5 protein-coding genes are annotated in these 3793 nt (G+C 68.1%); 2 read left to right on the top strand and 3 right to left on the bottom strand.

Features of this window, described 5'->3' with window-relative positions:
- Together DBR10_RS08040 and DBR10_RS08035 are read right to left on the bottom strand one after the other, a co-directional pair.
- Positions 1-206 (bottom strand): UrcA family protein (locus DBR10_RS08040; protein ID WP_146187829.1); only part of this gene is annotated, 206 nt, incomplete at its 3' end.
- Positions 207-319: 113 nt separating this feature from the next.
- Positions 320-895, bottom strand: a complete 576-nt coding sequence (locus DBR10_RS08035) for a TetR/AcrR family transcriptional regulator (protein WP_108504916.1) — start codon at positions 893-895, stop codon at positions 320-322.
- Positions 896-958: 63 nt separating this feature from the next.
- Between DBR10_RS08035 and DBR10_RS08030 the strand changes: the two genes are divergently transcribed.
- Positions 959-1375: a hypothetical protein gene (locus tag DBR10_RS08030; protein ID WP_108504917.1), complete on the top strand. Its 417-nt coding sequence runs from the start codon at positions 959-961 to the stop codon at positions 1373-1375.
- Positions 1372-1707, top strand: a complete 336-nt coding sequence (locus DBR10_RS08025) for a hypothetical protein (protein WP_108504918.1) — start codon at positions 1372-1374, stop codon at positions 1705-1707. Before DBR10_RS08030 ends, DBR10_RS08025 begins: the two co-directional genes overlap by 4 nt.
- Before the next feature lie 24 nt (positions 1708-1731).
- Here DBR10_RS08025 and pleC read toward each other — a convergent pair.
- Positions 1732-3793 (bottom strand): cell cycle histidine kinase PleC (pleC, locus tag DBR10_RS08020; RefSeq protein WP_233243325.1); only part of this gene is annotated, 2062 nt, incomplete at its 5' end.

The raw sequence follows: 3793 nt of genomic DNA, 5'->3' as shown, positions 1-3793 counted from the left end.
GCGCAAACCGTATCGGCTGCATCGCGGGTGCGGCGATGGAACTCGGCGGCGTCGGCGGGGCGGTCCAGTTTCAGATCACCGATGCGGATGTGGGCGACCGGCTGGCTATGGCTTTGCGCGTGGGCGGTGGTGGCCAGGCCGGCGACAGGCACGATGGCCAGGGCGAGGGCGGCGACGGTGCTGAGGCGGGCGATGAACTTGCGCATGGGAGGCTTCCTTTGAAGGTCTGCGGCGCGTCGTGCGCCCTGGCTTGACCTGGAAGCTAGATCGCGATCGCCGCGAAAGCCCGTTAAACGCCGTTCATGACGTCGATTTAAGTCTATGAATTACTTGTCATAATTTCGGAATCCGTCAGCCGTTCCAGGGCCTCGACCGCCTGCAGGGCACGGCTGCTGCCCACGCAGACCTCCAGCAGGGCCAGTCCGTCCAGCTGGGCGAGGATCGCGGTGGCCGTGCCGGCTGGATCGGGAGTGGTGACCGGGTCCAGGCGATCCTCGAGCCAGACCAGGAAGCCTTCGCCGATCTGGCGGGCGATGTCGACGAACGGAGCCTCGCCCCGCGCGGCCGCAGCGACGGCCTCGATCCACAGGCGCATGAACGGGCGGAAGCTGTCATCAATGACCAGGCGGGCGGCGCGGGCGGTGAGGGCCGTCTGCGACAGGCGCTCGTCGCCAGGCAGCGCGGTCGCCAGGCGCAGGGCCATATCTCCCGCCAGTCGACCCATGGCCAGGGCCAGAACCTCGCCCTTGTCGCGGAAATAATAGAGCAGCATGCGGTCGCTGACCCCGGCGGCGGCGGCCAGCTGGCGCAGGCTGGCCTGGGCCAGGCCCGTCTGCAGCAGGTGGCCGGCCAGGGCCTCCACCACGCGATCTCGCTGTTCGTCCCGACCGATCATGGCTCACTCTTGTAGCGACCGCTACAATTGGCTAATCTGTAGCAACTGCTACAGGAGGTTACAATGACTGGATCCCTCTACGCCATACTGCCGGCGGGCGCAGCCCTCGGCTTTGTCTGTGCGGTGACCTTGATGGCCCTGCGACCGGTGTCCCGGCCGGGAGGCTGGCAATGGCCCGCTCTCCTGTCAGCGATCTTCCTGGCCTTCAGTCTATGGGTCGTGGCGCGGGAGGGGCCTCTGGGCTTCTGGACCCTGCACAGCGCCAATGGCTGGGGCGTGCAGGTCTGGACCGATCTGCTGATGGCGGGCGCGACGGCCGTGTTCCTGCTTCTGCCGCGTGCCCGGGCCGTGGGCATGCGGGGTGGGCCCTGGGTCGTGCTGGTGGCCTGCACCGGCTCGATCGGCCTGCTGGCCATGCTGGCCCGTTGCCTGTTTCTTGAGGCGCGCCGCGCCGACCCTTCAACGGAGACTGCCCCATGATCCCCTTCCGCCTCTTCCTGCTGGCCTGCCTCGCCGTCATCGTCGGCTACACCAGCCTGACCATCGCCGGACACGGCTGGAACCTGTTGCCGGTATTCTTCGGTCAGATGGCCGCCATGGGCTGGCCCGGGCAGTTCAATCTCGACTTCTTCTGCTTCCTGCTGCTGTCGGGCCTGTGGGTGGCGTGGCGCGGGCACTTCCGTCCGACCTCCATCGCGCTGGGCCTCGTGGCCGTGTTCGGCGGGATGCTGTTCCTGTCGATCTATCTGCTGGTTCTGCTGTCGCGGACCCGCGGCGACATCCGGCAGGTCCTGCTGGGCGACCGGGCCTAGAGCCCAGGCCGATCGGAGCCGACTTCAGGCCGCTGCAAAGTCCCGGCTGGGCTGGGTCTGCGACTGGCTCTGGCGGACGGGCAGGGTGAAGCTGACCGTTGTGCCTTCGCCCGGGGTGCTGGCCATGTCCAGGGCCCCGTCGTGCATCTCGATCAGTGACTTGGTCAGGGCCAGGCCCAGGCCTGTGCCCTGGGTGGTCTTGGACAGCTGGCTTTCCACCTGCTCGAAGGGGCGGGCCAGACGGGCCAGATCTTCCTTGGCGATGCCGATGCCGGTGTCGGTCACCGAGACCCGGATGCGTTCGCCCAGCGGGTCGCGGCGCATCTCGGCCCGCACCGTCACACTGCCGGCGCGGGGCGTGAACTTGATGGCGTTGGACAGCAGGTTCAGCAGCACCTGCTTGACCGCCCGGTAGTCGGCCTCGATCTCCGGCAGCTGCGGGAAGTCGATGGCCAGCTTCAGGCCGGCCGCCTCGGCCCGGTTGCGGATCAGGCGCACCGCATCCTCGGCCACGTCCTCAAGGTGCATCGGCTCGAACTTGAGGTTCATCTTGCCGGCCTCGATCTTCGACATGTCGAGAATGTCGTTGATCAGGGCCAGCAGATGCTGGCCGCTGTTGTGGATGTCCAGGCAGTAGCCCTTGTAGCGGGCATCGCCGAGCACCCCGAACATCTCGTTCATCATGATCTCGGAGAAGCCGTTGATGGCATTCAGCGGTGTGCGCAGCTCGTGGGACATGTTGGCCAGGAACTCGCTCTTGGCCTTGTTGGCCCCCTCGGCCTTGACCTTCTCCATTTCGTACTTGCGGGCCAGTTCGGCCAGCTGCTCCTGGCTGCGCTCGAGGCCGGTAACGGCGTGCTGCAGCTGCTCCTCGTTGAGCCGGCGGGCCTCTTCCTGGTTCTTGATCGCGGTGATGTCGGCGGCGGTCATGACGAGACCGCCTTCGGCGGTGCGCCGCTCGCTGATCTGGATCCAGCGGCCGTCCATCAGCTCGGCCTCACGCACGCCCCGCGCCCCATCGGGGGCCGGATGGTCCTGCTTGATGGCCAGGGCGGCAAAGCGGTTCACCTCGGCCCGGGCGGCTCCTGGCTTCAGTAGCTTGGGCTCCAGCGAAAAGACATTGCGGTAGTTGCGGTTGCACATCAGCAGCCGGCCCTGGCGGTCCCACAGCACGAAGGCTTCCGAAACGCTCTCGATGGCGTCGCGCAGGCGGTTCTCGGCGGCCTGGGCGCGGGCCTGGGCATGCCGCTCCTCGGTCACATCAAGCGCCACGCCGATGATGCGGACATAGCCGTCCTGGCCTGGCTTGCCGAAGCCCTGGCCCCTGGCGTCGACCCAGATGGTCCGGCCGCCCTGCTGGTTGGCCGGGACCCGGAACGAGACGTCAAAGGCCCCGTAGGTCGCGGCATTGGCCAGGGCCTGCCGCACCCGCTCGCGCTGGTCGATGGAAATCCGCTCCAGCAGGTCCTGGCTGGAGACAATGCCGCCGCCGCCCCAGCCGAACATCGCGCCGGTCACGTCGGACAGGAACACCTGGTCGGCGGTCAGGTCCCATTCCCAGATGCCGCAGCGGGCCGCCTCGACCGCCAGGCGGAAGCGCTGCTCGCTGTCGGAGAACTCGCGCTGGGCCGCCTCGACCTTGCGGCTTTGCATCAGCAGCAGCAGGGCCAGGGCGATACCGACGGCCAGTGGGGCCATCAGATTGAAGGCCCCAGCCATGAAGGCCCGGTCCAGATTGGCGGCGGTCCGCGAGGGGGCACCGGCCAGGGCCATCAGGGCCCCTTCGGCGATCGGGTGGCTGGAGACGTCCATGGCCGCGCCGTCGGCGGCCTGACCCTTGATCGTGGTCGCCTTGTCGCTGAAGTCCTGCACGTCGAGGCCGAAGGCCTGGCCCAGGCTGACCGCCCCCTGGATGGGGCTGCCCCGTGTGGCCAGCAGAACCCCGTCCGGCAGCATCAGCGCGCGGGAGCCGGACTTGCCCGGATCGGTGATCAGCCGGCTCGGATCCCCGCTGGCGATGATGTAGCTGCGGGCTCCGCCGGTCGCGGCCGGGGCCTGGGTCGCGACATAGAGGCGGGTCGAGTCG

The sequence above is a fragment of the Caulobacter sp. HMWF025 genome (genome assembly GCF_003060965.1).
Taxonomy (GTDB): Bacteria; Pseudomonadota; Alphaproteobacteria; order Caulobacterales; family Caulobacteraceae; genus Caulobacter.
The sequence above is the reverse complement of the archived record's forward strand: the minus strand, read 5'-3'. Positions and strand labels throughout refer to the sequence as shown.

What these genes read in the sequence shown, in the direction of transcription:
- DBR10_RS08035 (WP_108504916.1), bottom strand. Translation starts at nt 895, where the DNA reads ATGATCGGTCGGGACGAACAGCGAGATCGCGTGGTGGAGGCCCTGGCC.
- DBR10_RS08025 (WP_108504918.1), top strand. Translation starts at nt 1,372, where the DNA reads ATGATCCCCTTCCGCCTCTTCCTGCTGGCCTGCCTCGCCGTCATCGTC.
- DBR10_RS08030 (WP_108504917.1), top strand. Translation starts at nt 959, where the DNA reads ATGACTGGATCCCTCTACGCCATACTGCCGGCGGGCGCAGCCCTCGGC.